Origin of the sequence: Streptomyces sp. WAC 06738 (genome assembly GCF_003945505.1) — a bacterium.
In the GTDB taxonomy this organism is placed as follows: Bacteria; Actinomycetota; Actinomycetes; order Streptomycetales; family Streptomycetaceae; genus Streptomyces.
This window is the reverse complement of record NZ_CP029618.1, coordinates 5,991,689-6,009,157: the sequence shown is the minus strand read 5'-3', so window position 1 is coordinate 6,009,157 and position 17,469 is coordinate 5,991,689. Positions and strand designations below refer to the sequence as shown.

The following is a 17,469-nucleotide window of genomic DNA, read 5'->3' as shown; positions in this document are numbered from 1 at the left end:
GACGTAGCCTGGAGGCGTGGACACCCTGGAGACCCGCGAGCTGCGCTACTTCGTCGCCGTGGCGGAGGAACTGCACTTCGGCCGTGCCGCCGGGCGCCTCGGCATCGCCCAGCCGCCGCTGTCCCGGGCGATCCAGCGGCTCGAACGGCGCCTCGGCGTCCGTCTGCTGGAGCGCGACCGGCGCGGCGTCGCCCTCACCGCCGCCGGGGAGACGCTGCTGTCCGAGGGCCGCGCCGCCCTCGCCGCGACCACCGCCGCCGCCCGCCGCACCCGCCGCGCGGGCGGCGCCGAAGGACCGGGGGCTTCGCGTGACCGGCTGGTGCTCGCGGTGAAGGCCGCCGCGTCCCACGAACTGCTGCACAAGCTCCTCGACACCTACGCCGCGGAACCGGGCGCCGCCGACGTCGAGGTGCTGCCCAGCGGCACCTGCGAACAGGGGGAGATGCTGCGCGACGGCCGCGCCGACGTGGCGCTCATGCACGCGCCGTTCAACTCCCTCACCGGCTTCGACAGCGAGGAGCTGACGAGCGAGGGCCAGATCGCCATCCTGCCCGCCGCCCACCCCCTCGCGGCGCGTACGGCCCTCACCCTGGCCGACGTCGCCGACGTCCCCGGCCTCCCGCTCGCCCGCTGGTCCGGCTCCGCGCCGGGAGCGGGACCCCTGATCCACGACCAGACGCAACTCGCCCAGTTGATCGCCCTCGGCCGCACCGCCGCCGTCTTCCCCGACTCCGCCCGCGCGTGGCTCTGGGCCGAGCACGCCGCCGTCCCGCTGACGGACGCACCGCCGGTCGTCACGCACCTCGCGTGGCCCGCGCACAGCCGCTCGCTCGCCCTCGCGCGGCTGGTCCGTACCGCCACCCGGCTCTGACGCGCCGCCGCCGCGCCCTACTCCTCCACCTGCCCCCGCTGCCAGGCCAGATAGTCCGCCACCAGCTCCGGCGGGTTCGCCTCCGCCGTGAGCGGGATCTGCTCCTCCGGGTCGTCCATGTCGAAGAGCACCACCGGCACCGGCCGCCCCAGCACCTCCTCGACGCGCCCGGTCTCGTGCAGATGCCGCGCAACGTCCACGCAGTCCTCGGCGAAGTCCGCGCAGAGCAGGTCGTACGCCGCGGACCACCGGTCCGAGAACCGCTCCCCGTCCTCGAACCACAGCCCCTTCGCCGTCGCCTCCGCGCGGTGCAGCACGGTCCCCACGGGATCCTCCGGCACGTGCCCGACCCGCTCGAACCCGTCGAGGATCCAGTACGCGTACGACCACCGCACCTCGCCGTCCGGATCCAGCTCCCCGCGCGCGGCCTCGCACTCGCGGCGTATCTGCGCCTCGGTGTTGTAGCCGACCTGCACGTACGGATAGCGGGCGTCCTGGTCGACGCGGTACATCTGCAGGGCGACGACGTAGATCTCGGGTCTCAGCTCCACCGGAAACGTGTCGAGGATCCGGTACGCCTCCTGCTTCAGATGCTGCCGAAACGACATCTCCCGCCCGCCTTTCCCGGCACCGCCCCTCGCACACTCACCGCCGCCGGGATGCAGTCCGGCGTCGTCGGTGCCGGAACAGCCGCCGGGCCACCCGGCCGATCGCCCCGGCTCCGCACTCCGGCACGGTAGTAGCACTCGGTGCCGTCGCGTCAATCCCCCGTCCACGTACGCCTCGACTGATCACGTCAACCGCGCGGTCAGCATGGTTACCCGGACGTCCTCACGGTAGGGGGCCGATGGCAGCGCCCGGCGGATCCGTTCGGCGAAGGCCGGCCGCTCCTGCGGGCCGGGGAGGCGGTCGGCGGGAATCGCGGAGCAGACCGAGCCGAAGACCTCGTCGAAGGCCAGCTCGACGCTGTAGTCCAGGACGTCTTCCCGTACGTCGGCGAACCCGGCGTCCGCCAGCGCCTGCGCATACCGGCGCCGGTCGTCCGCGGCGGTCCCGCACGTGGCCTCCAGCCGGGTGCCGAAGCAGTCCTCCAGACACGATCGCAGCACGCGCGACCAGTCGCTGTCCTGCAACCACAAAGGCGCGCCGTTGGCCACCACCGCGACGCCCCCGCCCCGGCGGCACAGCGGGAACAACGCCTGGAACAGCTCCTCGTGCCGCATCCAGTGCAGGGCCTGCCCGATCACGGCCATCCCCAGCGACCGCCGTCCCATCAGCCCGGCCAGTGCGGGGAGATCGGAGTCGGCACCCAGCACCCACGTCACGTTCCGCAGCCCTTGTCCTGCTGCGGCCTGCCTGGCGAGCCGGAGCATGTCCGGCTCCGGATCCATGCCGATGACCGAACCGACCCGGGACGCGAGCGGGACGGCCAACTGCCCGGTGCCGCACCCGAGATCGAGAACGGCATCCTCGGCGGACAACGCGAAGCCCGCCTGCAAGACGTCGAGAACTCCGGACGGATACCCACGGCGATACCGCGCGTAGTACTCGGCTACGTCACCACTGAACCCCACGGTCACGCGCCCACCCTGACAGAGCGGACAGCGCCGGGGCACCTCGCTCGGCTACCAGCGAAGGAGAACCCGGACCCCCGGCCGGGCAAGAACGCGGCACCGATCGAGACGCCTTCCGAGGACACCGCGTCAGAAGACGACCTCCGCCTCGTCCATCCGGTGCGCCGGCACCCGCTTCAGCTCCCGCGTCGCCTCCGCCAGCGGTGCCATCACGATGTCCGTCCCCCGCAGCGCCGTCATCTGCCCGAAGTCGCCGCGGTGCACCGCCTCCACCGCGTGCCACCCGAAGCGCGTCGCCAGCACGCGGTCGTACGCCGTCGGCGTGCCGCCGCGCTGGACGTGGCCGAGGATGACCGGCTTGGCCTCCTTGCCCAGGCGGCGCTCCAGTTCGCCGGCCAGGCGGTTGCCGATGCCGGTGAAGCGCTCGTGGCCGTACTGGTCGATCTCGCCCTTCTTGTACTCCATCGTGCCCTCCGCCGGGTGCGCGCCCTCGGCGACGCAGATGACGGCGAACTTCTTGTGCCGGTCGAAGCGCTCCTCGACCATCTTGCAGAGGCCGGCGACCTCGAAGGGACGCTCCGGCAGGCAGATGCCGTGCGCGCCGCCCGCCATGCCCGACTCCAGCGCGATCCAGCCCGCGTGCCGGCCCATGACCTCGACGACCATGACCCGCTGGTGCGACTCGGCGGTGGTCTTCAGCCGGTCCATCGCCTCGGTGGCCACGCCGACGGCCGTGTCGAAGCCGAAGGTGCGGTCGGTGGCGGAGATGTCGTTGTCGATGGTCTTCGGTACGCCGACGACCGGCATCCCCGCGTCGGCGAGCATCGCCGACGCCGTGAGAGTGCCCTCGCCGCCGATCGGGATGAGCGCGTCGAGGCCCAGCTCGCGGCTGAGCTCCTCGGTGTTCTCGCAGGCTTCGCGGAGCCGGTCGCGCTCCAGCCGGGACGAGCCGAGGACGGTGCCGCCGCGGGCGAGGATGCCGCTGACCGCGTTGAGGTCGAGCTTGCTGTACCGCCCTTCGAGCAGTCCCTTGAAGCCGTCCTCGAATCCGATCACCTCGTCGCCGTGACCGGCCACGGCCCGGTGGACCACCGACCTGATCACCGCGTTCAGGCCGGGGCAGTCTCCGCCCGCCGTGAGTACTCCGATGCGCATGTCTCTCCTGCTCGGTGCCGTCGCATGCATGCTCGATGCCGATTCTCCCATGCTCCGGGGGTCACTCGTCCGAACAGCCGGTTAACCCTCTGTCACACCCGGCGGTCACCTCGCCGTCACCCGCGGTCCGCGGAATCGCGCCCGGCCGGCCGCCGCCCTTCGCGCGCCCCGTCCCCCCGCCCGACTGTATGGTCGAACAGGACCGCGACGGACGGGACGGATGGAGTGCAGGAGTGACCCGCAGCGTCTACGTCGCCGGCATCGGCCGCGGTGACGGCCGTCAGGTCGTCGAGCTGGGCATGATGGAACTGCTCTCCCGCCAGGTCGACCGGGTGGGGATCTTCCGCCCGCTGGCGCATGCCGGCGCCGATGCCCGCGACCCCGTCTTCGACCTGCTCCGCGCCCGTTACCGGCTGAGCCAGCCGCGCGCCGGGGTGCTCGGCATGACGTACGGGCAGGCTTCCGCGCTCCAGGCCGAGGAGGGTACGGACGCGCTGGTGGCCCGGCTCGTGGGGCGGTTCCACGAGGTCGCCGCCGGCTACGAGGCCGTGCTCATCTTCGGCAGCGACTTCGCCGACACCAACATCCCGGCCGAGCTGGCGCTCAACGCCCGCCTCGCCAACGAGTGCGGCGCCGCCGTGCTGCCCGTCGTCGGCGGTGCGGAGCAGTCCGCGGAGTCGGTGCTCGCCGAGGTGCGCAACGCGCACGACGCGTACACCTCCCTCGGCTGCGACGTCCTGGCGATGATCGCCAACCGGGTAGGCCCCGACGCCGCCCCCCGGGCCCGCGCCGCCGCCGCGGACATCGGCGCCCATCTGCCCGTGCCGGTGTACGTCATCCCCGAGGACGCCGGCCTCGCCGCCCCCACCGTCGCGCAGATACGGGACGCGCTCGGCGCCGGGCTGCTGGCCGGCGACGCCGGCGGGCTGGCCCGTGACGTACGCGACTTCGTCTTCGGCGGCGCGATGCTCCCGGCGTTCCTGCCGGCCCTCAGCGAGGGCTGCATGGTGATCACCCCCGGCGACCGCGCCGACCTCGTCGTCGGCGCGCTGGCCGCCCACTCCGCCGGCTCCCCCGCCATCGCCGGGGTGCTGCTGACGCTGGACGAGCGTCCCGGCCCGGACATCATGGCGCTGGCCGAGCGGCTGGCGCCGGGGACGCCGCTGCTCACGGTCGCCGAGGGCTCGTTCCCCACCGCCGCCGCGCTGGTCGGGCTCCGCGGCGAGCTGAACGCCGCGACGCCGCGCAAGGCGGACATCGCCCTCGGCCTCTTCGAGTCGCACGTCGACTCCGCGCAGCTCACCGGGCGGCTGGCGGGGGCGGCGAGCGGGCGCGTGACGCCGATGATGTTCGAGCACATGCTGATCGAGCGGGCGCAGGCCGACCGCAGGCACGTGGTGCTGCCGGAGGGCACCGAGGAGCGGGTGCTGCTGGCGGCGGAGGTGCTGGTACGCCGCGGGGTGTGCGACCTCACCCTCCTCGGCGAGGAGCAGACGATCCGCAAGCGCGCCGCGGAGCTGGGGCTGAGCCTGCCGCTGCTGAGCGCCGACGCCCCGGCGGCACGTCCTGACGGACCGGCCACGGCCCGGATCACCGACCCCCGCGTCTCGCCGCTGCGGGAGAGCTTCGCCGAGCTGTACGCGCAGTACCGCTCGCACCGCGGCGTCAGCGTGGAGCTGGCGTACGACGTCCTGGGCAACGTCAACTACTTCGGCACCCTGATGGTCCAGCAGGGCCTGGCCGACGCGATGGTCTCCGGCGCCGCGCACTCCACGGCCGCCACCGTGCGCCCGGCGTTCGAGGTCATCAAGACCGCACCCGGGGCGGCGATCGTCTCGTCCGTCTTCTTCATGTGCCTCGCGGACCGGGTCCTGGTGTACGGGGACTGCGCGGTCAACCCCGATCCGAACGCCGAGCAGCTCGCGGACATCGCCATCCAGTCGGCGGCGACGGCCGCGCAGTTCGGCGTCGAGCCGCGGGTGGCGATGCTGTCGTACTCCACCGGCACCTCGGGCTCCGGCTCGGGCGTCGACAAGGTGCGGCGCGCGACCGAGCTGGTACGGGCCCGCCGGCCGGACCTGGAGGTGGAGGGCCCGATCCAGTACGACGCCGCGGTGGACGCCACGGTCGCCGCCGCCAAGATGCCGGACTCGCGGGTCGCCGGGCAGGCCACGGTGCTGGTCTTCCCCGACCTCAACACCGGCAACAACACGTACAAGGCGGTGCAGCGCACGGCCGGCGCGATCGCCGTGGGGCCCGTGCTCCAGGGGCTCAAGAAGCCGGTGAACGACCTCTCCCGGGGCGCGCTCGTGCAGGACATCATCAACACGGTCGCCATCACCGCCGTACAGGCGCAGGGCACCGCCGCGCCCGCGAAGGGCGGCCGCCCGTGACCGGCCCCACCCGGATCCTGGTGCTCAACTCCGGCTCCTCGTCGCTGAAGTACCAGCTCATCGAGATGGCGGGGCCGACGCCCGGCGCCGACCGGCCGGCCCGCGGCATCGTCGAGCGGATCGGCGAGCCGCAGGCCCGCGGCGGCGTGCCGGACCACGCGGCGGCGCTGCGCGCCGTCGGCGACGAGCTGGCCGCCGCGGGGCACGGTCTCGACGCGCCCGGTCTGCTGGCCATCGGCCACCGCGCCGTCCACGGCGGCACCCGCTTCACCGAGCCGGTCCTCGTCGACGACGGGGTGCTGGAGGAGATGGAGAAGCTGGTCCCGCTCGCGCCGCTGCACAACCCGGCGAACATCGCCGGCATCCGCGTCGCCCGCGAGCTCCGCCCCGACCTGCCGCAGGTCGCCGTCTTCGACACCGCCTTCCACGCCACCCTCCCGGAGCACGCCTGGCGCTACGCGCTGGACACGGCCACCGCCGACGCCCACGCCATCCGCCGCTACGGCTTCCACGGCACCTCGCACGCCTACGTCTCCCGCGCCACCGCGCGGTTGCTCGGCCGCGACCCCGCGGACCCCGGGGACTTCCACGTCATCGTGCTCCACCTCGGCAACGGCGCCAGCGTCTCCGCGGTCGCCGGCGGCCGGTGCGTGGAGACGTCGATGGGGATGACCCCGCTGGAGGGCCTGGTGATGGGGACCCGCAGCGGGGACCTCGACCCGGCGGTGATCTTCCATCTCGCCCGCGAGGCCGGCATGGGCACGGACGCGATCGACGCGCTGCTGAACAAGCGGAGCGGTCTCGTCGGCCTCTGCGGCGACAACGACATGCGGGAGATCGGCCGCCGGATCGCCGAGGGCGACGAGCGCGCGCGGCTGGCCTTCGACGTGTACGTCCACCGCATCCGCAAGTACGTCGGCGCGTACACCGCCGTGCTGGGCCGGGTGGACGCCGTCGCGTTCACCGCCGGCGTCGGCGAGAACTCCGCCGCCGTACGGGAGGCATCGCTGCGGGGTCTCGGGGGACTCGGGATCGAGCTGGATTCCGTACGCAACGCGGTCCGCGGCTCCGCACCCCGCGTGATCTCCGCGCCCGGCTCCCGGGTGACGGTCGCCGTGGTGCCCACCGACGAGGAGCTGGAGATCGCCACGCAGACCCGCGACCTGGTCCGCGGCGGCGGCCCGGCGCTCCCCCCACCGGAATAATTCCGGTCGAGAACAAACCGATAGGATGCCGCCATGCGCCGAGCGAAAATCGTCTGCACCCTGGGTCCCGCCGTCGACTCCTTCGAGCAGCTCAAAGCGCTGATCGACGCCGGCATGTCCGTGGCCCGCTTCAACATGAGCCACGGCACCCAGGCCGAGCACCAGGAGCGCTACGACCGGCTGCGCAAGGCCGCCGAGGAGACCGGGCGGCCCATCGGCGTGCTGGCCGACCTCCAGGGCCCGAAGATCCGGCTGGAGACCTTCGCCCAGGGCCCGGTGGAGCTGGCGCGCGGCGACGAGTTCACCATCACCACCGAGGACGTGCCCGGCGACCGGTCCATCTGCGGCACCACGTACAAGGGCCTGCCCGGCGACGTCTCCCCCGGCGAGCGCATCCTCGTCAACGACGGCGCGGTGGCCCTGGAGGTGCTGGAGGTGCGCGGCCCGGAGGTGCGCACCATGGTCATCGAGGGCGGCGTGGTCTCCGACCACAAGGGCATCAACCTGCCCGGGGTGGCGGTGAACGTCCCGGCGCTCTCCGAGAAGGACGTGGACGACCTGCGCTTCGCCCTGCGCATGGGCTGCGACATGGTGGCGCTCTCCTTCGTCCGCGACGCCGGCGACATCGGCGACGTGCACCGGGTGATGGACGAGGTGGGGCGGCGGGTGCCGGTCATCGCCAAGGTCGAGAAGCCGCAGGCGATCGAGCACATGGAGGAGATCGTCCTCGCCTTCGACGGCGTGATGGTGGCCCGCGGCGACCTGGCGGTGGAGTACCCGCTGGAGAAGGTGCCGATGGTGCAGAAGCGGCTGATCGAGATGTGCCGCCGCAACGCCAAGCCGGTGATCGTCGCGACCCAGATGATGGAGTCGATGATCAGCTCCTCGCGTCCGACGCGCGCCGAGGCGTCCGACGTCGCGAACGCGATCCTGGACGGCGCGGACGCGGTGATGCTGTCCGCCGAGTCGTCGGTCGGCAAGTACCCGATCGAGACGGTGAAGACGATGTCGCGGATCGTCGTGGCGGCGGAGGACGAGCTGCTGTCGCGCGGGCTGCAGCCGCTGGTGCCGGGGAAGAAGCCGCGTACGCAGGGCGGTTCCGTGGCCCGGGCGGCGTGCGAGATCGCGGACTTCCTGGACGCCCGGACGCTGGTGGCGTTCACGCAGTCCGGGGACACCGCGCGGCGGCTCTCGCGCTACCGCGCGTGCCAGCCGATCCTTGCCTTCACCACCGACGAGCACACGCGCAACCAGCTCACGCTCAGCTGGGGCGTGGAGCCGGTGCTGGTGCCGCACGTGGACAACACCGACGCGATGGTGGACCTGGTGGACGCGGAGCTGCTGAAGCTCAACCGCTTCCGCGAGGGCGACACGATGGTCATGACCGCAGGGTCGCCGCCCGGGGTGGCCGGCACCACGAACATGGTCCGCGTGCACCACCTGGGCGGCGAGCGCTGAGCCGGGCGGCGCGGCCCTGCGCTACTCGATGGTGTTCTTCAGGCCCGGCACGGTGAGCGTGCCGCCGAACTGACCGGCCTGGACGACCTGGACGTCGGTGAAGAACGCGAACGGGAGGTCCACCGGCGGCGGGCTCTCGGGGCTGAACGTCATCGGGATCAGCCCGAAGAGATTGCCCTTCAGCTCCTCGGTGTACATGGTCACCGTGCCGTCACGGATCGTGGACGTGCTGCCTTCCTCGGCGCGTACGTGCGTCGTGTTCCTGCCGGGTCCGATGACGGTCTGGTGCAGGTCGCGGATGTCGACCCCGTCGTCCGCCGTGTACTTCAGCACCTTCTTCACCTGGCCGCTGTAGGTCTTCACCTCGACGATGCCGTGGTACTTGAGCCCCTTGAGGGTGAGCTTGGTGCTCTCCAGCCGCCAGGGGTCGTCGGGCAGCAGCGGCAGCCCGGGTTCGAGCACGGCGTTCGCCAGGGCCTCGGGGTCGGGGGTGGGGCAGGGGAACGGCTCCTTGCCGTCCCCGTCCGCGGCGGCGCCGTCCCCGGCGGCCGGCTTCTCGTCCGCGGGGTCCTCGGCCGTGTCCCGCACCTTGTCGTCCAGCTCTTCCACGGTGGCGCCCGCGTCCTCGGCGGCGTCGCGGACGGCCTTCTCCTTCGCGCGCCGCTCCTCGTCCGAGGCGGCGCCGGAGCCGGACTCCTCACCGCTGTCCGGGCCCGAGCCCGAACCGGACGTGCCGGCACCGGAGTCGGCACCGTCCGAACCGTCCGGCGGCTCGGCTCCCGGCTCGGGCTCAGCGCCGGGGTCGTCCGGATCGAGCAGGCCGTCCACCGCGTCGCCGAGGCCCAGCGGGTCGTACCAGGGGCGCGACTCCGAGGGCGAAGGACTCGGCTCCGTCTCGCCGGACTCCCCGGCTCCGTCTCCGTCCGACCCGCCGCCGGAGGCACCGCCCGACCCCGAGCCCGACCCCGAGCCGTCGCCGCCACCGCCGCCCGGCCGCTCCGCCGCCGATCCGCCGTCCGTCGCCGACGGACTCGGCGAGGCACCGCCGCCCGGCTCCGCCGACTCTCCGGCGCCCGGCGCCTCTTCGCCGTCCCGGGCCTCCCCGGCGTCCGCCGTCTCCTCGTCCTCCGGCTCGTCCGACTGCTCCGCGCACGGCCCCGGCCGCCAGCGGTCCGCCGGGTCGTCCTCGGCGATCGCGGGCCGCGGCGTGAGCCCCAGCCCCAGGAAGACCGCGGTGGGCATCGCCGCCAGGGCTATCGCCTTGCCCGCCGGCACCCGGCCGAGCAGCGATCTGCGCGGCGCCGCGTGCCGCGGCCCCCCGCGTGCCGCCCTCGCGTGGTCATCCGGCCGCACGGTGCCTCCCGCCGTCGATGTCCTCCAGCACGCCCACGCCCGGCTCGCCGGCGCCGGCTCTCTCCTCCGCCGCCGCACCGTCCCCGGTGTCGTCGGCCGCCTCGTCCGCGTCGTCCGCGGCACCGGAGTCATCGGCGGCCTCCGCGGCCCCCGGCACGCCCGGCACCCACGACACGGCCAGCGCCCCGCCGATCATCGACAGCAGGAAACCCACCAGCAGGCCGCCGAAGTTGGACACCGGAATCGACACCAGCGCCAGCACGATGGAGGCGACGCCCGCGAACACCCGGACGACGGCGTGGAACCACATGGTCAGCCCGAGCGTCACCAGCAGCACGCCGATGATCAGGCCGCCCGCCCCCGCCTGCGTCGCCATCTGCAGGCTGAGGTTGCCCAGCTTGATGTTGTAGTACGGCAGCGCGCCGATGGGCACGCCGCCCGCGATGGTCAGCAGACCCGCCCAGAACGGACGGGAGCCGCGCCAGCCGCGGAATCCCAGCCGCCAGGTGTTCAGACGGTGCAGCAGGTCCGGCAACTCGGCGCTCATGAATGCAGCTCCCCGGTACGGCGGTGCGGTTCGGTCAGTGGGGGGTCCGGCGGGGAGCGGTACGCGCCTCCCCGCCGGCCGAGTGCGTGGTCAGAAGCACTCTTTGACGCCCTTGTGCAGCTTCATGCTGAGCCCGCTCAGCTTGAAGGTGCCGGCGCTGGTGGCCCAGGCGGTCTGCTTCACGTCCGTGAGGACGGCCCTGTCGGCCTCCTGCGCGAACCCGTTCGGGTTCGCCTTGTCGCCCTTGCCGATGCCCGGTCCCTTGGTGCTGGACCCGGCGGCCACACCGATGTTGATGTTCTCGAACGTCGCGTCGGCGTCGAGCTGCGCGATGTCGATGTAGAGGTTCTTCGCCTCCACCGGCTTCTCGTCACCCGCCGTCAGCATCAGGCTCACCGAGCCGATGAGCGGGACGTCGGGCGTGACGACCGACTGGCACATGCCGTTGATCTCCGCTTCCTTGAACGCGGAGATCGCGACCGGCCGGGTCGCCTCGTTGCCCTCCAGGTCGTGACCGCTGTCGACGCCGCTGTACTGGACGAAGCCGACGCCCTCCAGCCGGTCCGCCGTGACCTTGAACTCCTGGCCCGACACGCTGAACGACGCCGCCAGCGCGCCCTGGCTCAGCGCCACGCCGATCGCGGCGGTCGCCGCCAGGCTCGGCACCATGACCACGGCGAACCGCTTCCACCTGGTCCCACCACGTGCCTGGGACTCCATGCCTCTCCTCCTTCTCGGACGTACGTCCTGGACCCGTGGGCCGGTCCTCGGGAGCGAGGAGGATCCGCACGCGCTCGCGGCGCGGCTCTGCGGGTCCGGGTACGGGCGCGGACGCGCTACGTCGAAGGGGGCGTTACCCCCGAGCGACTCGTTGTCCGGACAGGCTCCGGTCCGCGGGAACGGTCCGCGGAAACGGGGAACCCCCCTGTCCGGATGGCGATCGTGGTCCATCGGAAGGGGGGCGCACAAGGGGTTCGTTACCAACGGGTAACGCGAGGGGTGCGGCAGATCCGGCCGCGGTGGCCGGATCCTGCACCCTGGGTCGCCGCCGGCCGCGGACGTACCCGATGACAAGGCATGACAAAGACGGTCATCTGACAGCGCGTCAGTTACTCCGAGTAACAGCCCTGCCCTCAGTCAATTTTTGGCAAAGCGGCACGGGCTGTCACCCTACGTCAACCTCCGCTCAGAAGAGCACGCGGGCCAGCGCCTGCCTCCCCGCCACCACCCGCGGATCGTCGCCGCCGACGACCTCGAAGAGCTCCAGCAGCCGCACCCGCGCGGCCTGCCGGTCCTCGCCCGCGGTCCGCGCCACCGTGTCGACCAGCCGCCCGAACGCGTCCTCGACGTGCCCGCCGACCAGGTCCAGGTCCGCGACCCGGATCTGCGCCGCTACGTCCGCCGGGTTGTCCGCCGCCTCCTTGCGTACGGCCGCAGGGTCGAGCCCCTCCACCCGCCGCAGCAGCTCCGCCTGCGCGAGCCCCAGTTTGGCCTCCACGTTGCCCGGGTCGTCGGAGAGCACGTTCTGGTACGCCTGGATCGCGCCGCCGAGGTCGCCCCGGTCCAGCGCGTCACCGGCCGCCGCCAGCGCGCCGTCGTACGGACCCGCCGGCTCCTCCGGCGCCTCCCGCTCGCCCGCCTCCTCGCCGGCCGCGGCGTCCTCGCCGGCCACCGCCTGCCCGACGATGCCGAACTGCTGCTCGGCGACCTTGATCAGCTCGTCCAGCACCCCGCGGATCTGCGGCTCCGGGGCGGCGCCCTGGAAGAGCGGGATGGCCTGCCCGCCGACGACCGCAAAGACCGCCGGGATGGACTGGACGCCGAACTGCTGGAAGAGCATCTGGTTCGCGTCCACGTCGATCTCGGCCAGCACGAACCGCCCGGCGTACTCCTGTGCCAGCCGCTCCAGCAGCGGGCTGAGCTGCTTGCACGGCTGGCACCACTCGGCCCAGAAGTCGACGACGACCGGGACCTCGGTGGAGCGCTGCAGGACCTCCTGCTGGAAGCCGGCCTCGTCGACGTCGATGACGAGCGCACCGGCGCCGGGCGCGGGCACCCCGTCCCGGGCGGCCTGGGCGCGGGCCGCCTCCGCCTTCTCCTTGGCCTCCGCGGCCGCCTTCACCGCGGCCAGGTCGACCGCTCCGCTCATAGACATGTTGCGTGGCTGCATACGCCCTATCCTCCCCCCTTCGCACGGTGCATTGAACGGACGGGCCGCGGATGACTCGGCGAACCCGCCCGGAAGGGTTCGTCCCGGGCGGGTTCCCAGGTGCAGCAGAAGACACCGGTCGCTCGGGGGTGACTTACGCTACGGCCCGTAGCGTAACCTACCTGCGCCCGCGGGGAGAAGGGATAAGGTCCAGCTCATGAGCCACGAGACGCCCGCCGCACGGCGCGCGGGCCGGCCGCGCAGCGCGACCGCGGACCGGGCCATCCTGGACGCCGCCCGGGCCGCGATCGCCGAGACGGGCTGGGCCGGGGTGACGCTCGGCGGCGTCGCGGCCCGCGCGGGAGTGGCGAAGACCACGCTCTACCGGCGCTGGCCGGGCAAGAACGAACTCGTCCTGGACGCGCTCGCCGACCTCTTCGACTCGCTGCGGCTGCCGGACCACGGCAGCCTGGCGCGGGACGTGGAGGGCGTGGTGCTGCAGTTCGCCGAGCTGCTGCGGGAGCCGCGCACGCGCGGCGCGCTGATGGCGGTGCTGGCCGAGGCGACGCAGGACGCGGCGCTGCGCGAGCGGATCCGCGACACGATCGTCGACCGGCAGCGGCATCTGGTGCTGCTGGGCCGCGCCCGGGCGCAGGCGCGCGGGGAGTTGCCGGTGGAACCGGACGCGGCGGCGGCGGACCGCACCGCGGACATGATCTTCGACGTGATCGCCGGTTCCGTGCTGCACCGGCTGCTGGTGAGCGCGGAGCCGGTGACGGCGGCGTGGGCGACGGCGTTCGCCACCCTGCTGACCGGAGGGCTGGCCGCCCTGACGGATCCCGCACCCGTTCCTGCGCCGGACCCGGCCGCGGGCAACCGGGACCCGGCCGCGCAATAGGTCCTTCGGGCCTGTCCCGGCCGCGCCGGGAGCGGGATGCTGGCAGCCCGCCTCGAAGGAGGGCCCATGAAGGCGATCGTCCAGGACCGCTACGGCCCGGCCGGGGTGCTGCGGCAGGCCGAGGTCGCACGGCCGGAACCGGGTGCGGGCGAGATCGTCGTACGGGTACGCGCCGCGGGGTTCGACCCCAGCGTCTGGCACCTGATGACCGGACTGCCGTACATGATGCGCCTGATGGGCTTCGGCCTGCGCAGGCCGAAGGACCGGGTGCGCGGCTGGGACGCCGCGGGGACCGTCGCGGCGGTCGGTACCGGCGTCACCCGCTTCGCGCCCGGCGACGAGGTGTTCGGCGTCGGCAGCGGCGGGACCTTCGCGGAGTACTGCCGCGGCGCCGCGGAGATGTTCGCGGCCAAGCCCGCGGACGTGGACTTCACGGCCGCCGCGGCCGTGCCCACGTCGGCGATCACCGCGCTGCGCGCGCTGCGCGACGCGGGCGGGCTGCGGACGGGCGGGCGCGTGCTGGTCCTCGGCGCCGGCGGCGGCGTGGGCACGTTCGCCGTCCAGCTCGCCAAGGCGCGGCAGGCCGAGGTCACCGGCGTCTGCGGTACGGACAAGACGGAGCTGGTCCGCTCGCTCGGCGCGGACCACGTCGTCGACTACACCGAGCGGGACGTCACCGCGGGACCCGGCCGCTACGACCTCGTCCTCGACACCGCGGGCAACCGTCCGCTCGCCGCGCTGCGCCGCGTCCTCGCCCCGCGCGGCACCGTCGTCCTCGTCGGCGGCGAGGGCGGCGGCAGGTGGGTCGGCGACCTGCGGCGCTCGCTCGGCGGCTCGGTACGCTCCCTGTTCTCCGCCCGGAAGGTGAAGGCGCCCTACGTGCGCCCCCGTCCGGAGGACGTCGAGGAGGTGCGCGGCCTGCTGGAGTCCGGCACGATCACGCCGGTCGTCGGCCGGACGTACCCGCTCGCCGAAGCCGCGGAGGCGGTCAGGGACTGGGAGAAGGGCCACACGCGCGGCAAGTCCGTCCTCGTCGTGTGACCCCGCTCCCCGCGCGCGGGGAGGCCCGTGCGCGTACGGGTCAGAAGGCCGCCGGCTCGGTGTAGACGCCCCACTCGTCGCGCAGCGCGTCGCAGATCTCGCCGAGCGTGGCCTCGGCCCGTACCGCGGCGAGCATGGGCTCGATCATGTTGCCGCCGTCCCGGGCGGCCGTGAGCATGTCCGCCAGCGCGGCGCGCACCCGCGCGTCGTCGCGGGCGCCCTTGCGGACGGCCAGCGTGCGCACCTGCTCGCGCTCCACCTCGTGGCTCACCCGCAGGATCTCCAGGTCGCCGGTGACGGAGCCGGTGTGGCAGTTGACGCCGACGATCTTCTTGTCGCCCTTCTCCAGCGACCGCTGGTAGCGGAAGGCCGACTCGGCGATCTCGCCGGTGAACCAGCCGTCCTCGATGCCGCGGAGGATCCCGGACGTGATCGGCCCGATGGGGTGCTGCCCGTCGGGGTGGGCGCGCCGGCCGCGCTCGCGGATCTGCTCGAAGATCTTCTCCGCGTCGGCCTCGATCCGGTCGGTGAGCTGCTCGACGTACCAGGAGCCGCCGAGGGGGTCGGCGACGTTCGCGACGCCGGTCTCCTCCATCAGCACCTGCTGGGTGCGGAGCGCGATCTCCGCGGCCCGCTCGCTGGGCAGCGCCAGGGTCTCGTCCAGGGCGTTGGTGTGGAGCGAGTTGGTGCCGCCGAGGACCGCGGCGAGCGCCTCGACGGCGGTGCGCACGACGTTGTTGTACGGCTGCTGGGCGGTGAGCGAGACGCCCGCGGTCTGGGTGTGGAAGCGCAGCCACTGCGCCTTCTCGCTGCGCGCCCCGTACACGTCGCGCAGCCAGCGGGCCCAGATGCGGCGCGCGGCGCGGAACTTGGCGATCTCCTCGAAGAAGTCGACGTGGGCGTCGAAGAAGAAGGAGAGGCCGGGGGCGAAGGCGTCGACGTCGAGGCCGCGGGAGAGGCCCAGCTCCACGTAGCCGAAGCCGTCGGCGAGGGTGTACGCCAGCTCCTGCGCGGCCGTCGAGCCGGCCTCGCGGATGTGGTAGCCGGAGACGGAGAGCGGCTTGTACGCGGGGATGCGCTCGGCGCAGTACTCCATCAGGTCGCCGATGAGGCGCAGATGCGGCTCGGGCTGGAAGAGCCACTCCTTCTGCGCGATGTACTCCTTGAAGATGTCGGTCTGCAGCGTGCCGTTGAGGACGCCGGGGTCGACGCCCTGGCGCTCGGCGGCGACGAGGTACATGCAGAAGACCGGGACCGCGGGGCCGCTGATCGTCATCGAGGTGGTGATGTCGCCCAGCGGGATGTCCCGGAAGAGCACCTCCATGTCGGCGGCGGAGTCGATGGCCACGCCGCAGTGCCCGACCTCGCCCAGCGCGTGCGGGTCGTCGGAGTCGCGGCCCATGAGGGTGGGCATGTCGAACGCGACGGAGAGGCCGCCGCCGCCCGCGCCGAGGATGAGCTTGTAGCGCTCGTTGGTCTGCTCGGCGTTGCCGAAGCCGGCGAACTGGCGGATGGTCCACGTCCGGCCGCGGTAGCCGGTCGCGTACAGGCCGCGGGTGTACGGGAACTCGCCGGGCCAGCCGATGCGCTCGAAGCCCTCGTAGACGTCCCCGGGGCGCGGGCCGTAGACCGGCTCGACGTCGTCGCCGGAGAGCGTGGTGAAGTCCGCCTCGCGCTTGCGGGCCGCGTCGTAACGCGCCTGCCAGCGGCGCCGGCCCTCTTCCATGGCCGCAGCATCCATGCCCGTACCGCCTCTCTCTGCGCGCGGATCGCGCGGCGCATTTAATAGGACGTCCTACTAAGTGTTGCATGCCCCGGGCCCGCGCGCGGCATACGCGGCCGGGGAGTGGGGGTGGTCACGGCGTGTCTCCGGCGGGGTTTAGGCTCGATGCCATGAAGAAGAGCGTCCTCACCCGCTACCGCACGATGGCGTACGTGACCGGCGTGCTCCTCGTCCTGCTCACCCTGGGCATGATCGGCAAGTACGCCCTGGACCTCTCCGGCGCGGACGGCTTCACGAAGGTCGTGAGCATCGCCCACGGCTGGCTGTACATCCTCTATCTGGTCTTCGCCTTCGACCTCGGCTCCAAGGCGAAGCTCCCGGTCGGCAGGCTGATCTGGGTGCTGCTCGCGGGGACGGTGCCGACGGCGGCGTTCTTCGTGGAGCGGAAGCTCACCCGGCAGGTCGAGCCGCTGGTCGTCCGCGAGGGCGAGCCCGCGGCGGCGAAGGCGTAGCGGGCGCGGGCGCCGGGCCGGCAGGCGCGGCGAGGCGGAAGGGGCGCCGGCGCGCGGCGCGGCGGGCTACTGCTCGAAGTCGCCCGCGGCTATCCGCAGCGGGCGGAGCATGGCGAAGATCTCCGCGCACTGCTCCTCGTCGTACGCGCTGAGCCCGAAGTCCATCGCCATCAGATCGCGGGTCGCCTGCTCGACGACCTCGCGGCCCCGGTCGGTGATCGACGCGAGCGTGCCGCGGCCGTCGTTGGGGTTGGGCCGCTTGGCCACGTAGCCGGACTTCACCAGCCGGTCGACGGTGTTGGTCACCGACGTCGGGTGCACCATCAGCCGCTCGCCGATCTTCGACATCGCCAGCTCGCCGGCCTTGGAGAAGGTGAGCAGCACCAGTGCCTCGTAGCGCGCGAAGGTCAGCCCGTACGGCTTGACGACGGCGTCGACCTGCGCCAGCAGGATCTGGTGGGCGCGCATCACCGACGTGATGGCTCCCATCGCGGGCACGGCTCCCCAGCGCTGGCGCCAGAGTTCATCGGCGCGCGCGATGGGGTCGAACGACAGGCTCAGCGGCTTCGGCACGTCGCCGACCCTACCGC

At 73.1% G+C, this 17,469-nt stretch carries 16 protein-coding genes; 7 read left to right on the top strand and 9 right to left on the bottom strand.

Annotated features, from left to right (window positions below; all coding sequences use genetic code 11):
* The first annotated feature begins 16 nt into the window (after positions 1 to 16).
* On the top strand, positions 17 to 871 hold the full coding sequence (locus DMB38_RS26560; protein WP_125937269.1) for a LysR family transcriptional regulator: 855 nt from the start codon (positions 17 to 19) through the stop codon (positions 869 to 871).
* Positions 872 to 888: 17 nt separating this feature from the next.
* Here DMB38_RS26560 and DMB38_RS26555 read toward each other — a convergent pair whose 3' ends face one another.
* The 3 genes from DMB38_RS26555 to DMB38_RS26545 all read right to left on the bottom strand — a co-directional run bounded on the left by DMB38_RS26555 (position 889) and on the right by DMB38_RS26545 (position 3,600).
* Positions 889 to 1,479 (bottom strand): hypothetical protein, encoded by a 591-nt coding sequence (locus DMB38_RS26555; RefSeq protein WP_240662483.1) that lies wholly within the window; start codon positions 1,477 to 1,479, stop codon positions 889 to 891.
* Between the two features lie 183 nt (positions 1,480 to 1,662).
* Positions 1,663 to 2,352, bottom strand: a complete 690-nt coding sequence (locus DMB38_RS26550) for a class I SAM-dependent methyltransferase (protein WP_240662482.1) — start codon at positions 2,350 to 2,352, stop codon at positions 1,663 to 1,665.
* A gap of 222 nt (positions 2,353 to 2,574) precedes the next feature.
* The gene (locus DMB38_RS26545) at positions 2,575 to 3,600 is read right to left on the bottom strand and encodes a 6-phosphofructokinase (protein WP_125937267.1); all 1,026 of its coding nucleotides are present in this window, start codon (positions 3,598 to 3,600) and stop codon (positions 2,575 to 2,577) included.
* A 233-nt stretch (positions 3,601 to 3,833) separates the two neighbouring features.
* Between DMB38_RS26545 and pta the strand changes: the two genes are divergently transcribed.
* The 3 genes from pta to pyk are packed head-to-tail and all read left to right on the top strand — an operon-like array spanning position 3,834 to position 8,656.
* The gene (pta, locus tag DMB38_RS26540) at positions 3,834 to 5,993 is read left to right on the top strand and encodes a phosphate acetyltransferase (protein WP_125937266.1); all 2,160 of its coding nucleotides are present in this window, start codon (positions 3,834 to 3,836) and stop codon (positions 5,991 to 5,993) included.
* Complete coding sequence (locus tag DMB38_RS26535) at positions 5,990 to 7,198, top strand: acetate kinase (protein WP_125937265.1); 1,209 nt, start codon at positions 5,990 to 5,992, stop codon at positions 7,196 to 7,198. The genes pta and DMB38_RS26535 overlap by 4 nt, the downstream gene beginning before the upstream one ends.
* A gap of 33 nt (positions 7,199 to 7,231) precedes the next feature.
* On the top strand, positions 7,232 to 8,656 hold the full coding sequence (pyk, locus tag DMB38_RS26530; protein WP_125937264.1) for a pyruvate kinase: 1,425 nt from the start codon (positions 7,232 to 7,234) through the stop codon (positions 8,654 to 8,656).
* A 21-nt stretch (positions 8,657 to 8,677) separates the two neighbouring features.
* On the opposite strand, the gene DMB38_RS26525 is transcribed toward pyk, so the two are convergent.
* The 4 genes from DMB38_RS26525 to DMB38_RS26510 form a co-directional block, all read right to left on the bottom strand.
* A complete protein-coding gene (locus tag DMB38_RS26525) occupies positions 8,678 to 10,009 on the bottom strand; it encodes a hypothetical protein (protein WP_125937263.1) in 1,332 nt (443 codons plus the stop codon).
* A complete protein-coding gene (locus DMB38_RS26520) occupies positions 9,996 to 10,556 on the bottom strand; it encodes a DUF6114 domain-containing protein (protein WP_125937262.1) in 561 nt (186 codons plus the stop codon). Before DMB38_RS26520 ends, DMB38_RS26525 begins: the two co-directional genes overlap by 14 nt.
* A 90-nt stretch (positions 10,557 to 10,646) precedes the next feature.
* On the bottom strand, positions 10,647 to 11,276 hold the full coding sequence (locus tag DMB38_RS26515; RefSeq protein ID WP_047018190.1) for a DUF6230 family protein: 630 nt from the start codon (positions 11,274 to 11,276) through the stop codon (positions 10,647 to 10,649).
* Positions 11,277 to 11,742: 466 nt separating this feature from the next.
* The gene (locus DMB38_RS26510) at positions 11,743 to 12,726 is read right to left on the bottom strand and encodes a tetratricopeptide repeat protein (protein ID WP_125937261.1); all 984 of its coding nucleotides are present in this window, start codon (positions 12,724 to 12,726) and stop codon (positions 11,743 to 11,745) included.
* Between the two features lie 196 nt (positions 12,727 to 12,922).
* Between DMB38_RS26510 and DMB38_RS26505 the strand changes: the two genes are divergently transcribed.
* On the top strand, positions 12,923 to 13,603 hold the full coding sequence (locus DMB38_RS26505) for a TetR/AcrR family transcriptional regulator (RefSeq protein ID WP_125937260.1): 681 nt from the start codon (positions 12,923 to 12,925) through the stop codon (positions 13,601 to 13,603).
* 66 nt (positions 13,604 to 13,669) lie between these two features.
* Positions 13,670 to 14,644, top strand: coding sequence for an NAD(P)-dependent alcohol dehydrogenase (locus DMB38_RS26500; RefSeq protein WP_125937259.1), 975 nt, complete (start codon positions 13,670 to 13,672; stop codon positions 14,642 to 14,644).
* Positions 14,645 to 14,684: 40 nt separating this feature from the next.
* On the opposite strand, the gene DMB38_RS26495 is transcribed toward DMB38_RS26500, so the two are convergent.
* The gene (locus DMB38_RS26495) at positions 14,685 to 16,385 is read right to left on the bottom strand and encodes a methylmalonyl-CoA mutase family protein (protein ID WP_125937258.1); all 1,701 of its coding nucleotides are present in this window, start codon (positions 16,383 to 16,385) and stop codon (positions 14,685 to 14,687) included.
* A gap of 152 nt (positions 16,386 to 16,537) precedes the next feature.
* Between DMB38_RS26495 and DMB38_RS26490 the strand changes: the two genes are divergently transcribed.
* Entirely contained in the window at positions 16,538 to 16,879 is a 342-nt protein-coding gene (locus tag DMB38_RS26490) for a DUF3817 domain-containing protein (RefSeq protein ID WP_047018186.1), read from the top strand.
* Positions 16,880 to 16,945: 66 nt separating this feature from the next.
* Here DMB38_RS26490 and DMB38_RS26485 read toward each other — a convergent pair whose 3' ends face one another.
* Complete coding sequence (locus DMB38_RS26485; protein WP_047018185.1) at positions 16,946 to 17,452, bottom strand: MarR family transcriptional regulator; 507 nt, start codon at positions 17,450 to 17,452, stop codon at positions 16,946 to 16,948.
* Positions 17,453 to 17,469: the final 17 nt, after the last annotated feature.